At 37.7% G+C, this 557-nt stretch carries 1 pseudogene; it reads left to right on the top strand.

The annotated features are described in order from the left end of the window. Positions 1-363: pseudogene (locus ACRCJ0_RS18925) on the top strand (DivIVA domain-containing protein); the annotation flags it as partial. Between the last annotated feature and the right edge of the window lie 194 nt (positions 364-557).

Genomic DNA, 557 nt, shown 5'->3' with positions numbered 1-557 from the left:
GAGGCAGCTGCTGAAAAAGCTGAAAAAGAACAACGTAAAGAAGAGTTCTTTAACAATGATATTCCAGCTATTGCGCCAGTTTTTAGCGGTTTTAAAGACAGTGAACCGGTAGTAGAGGAAGCAGAAACAAGTGCTGTAGCAGAAAATGCTAGCGAATCTGTAGAAACTGCTTCATCAGAAAATACTGGTTCAGAAAATACACCAGATGCGGCTGAAGAAACACAAGCGGTAGCAGCTGATAATACTGATCAAACTGATACAAACCAACCAACAACTGACGTGCAAGATGTGACAGATGAACTGGTACAATCCGAGTCAACAGAAGCTGATTTGACCAATGCAGCAGATAAATCTGAAGAATAATCAGGAGTATTTGCGCGACAAAAGTTGTTTTTACAATATTTTTATAGTAATATTATGACGTATGGAAATAGAACACGTAGAGTGGAACACAATAAATAACGTAATTTATCGAAAGAGAATCTATGTTAGCTGCGAATTAGAGCGAGAAAAGTTATTTATTATCATCCAGGAGTAGTTTGTTGAACAGGTAATGC

The sequence above is a fragment of the Aerococcus sp. L_32 genome (assembly GCF_050689315.1).
This window is presented reverse-complemented; position numbering and strand designations above follow the sequence as displayed.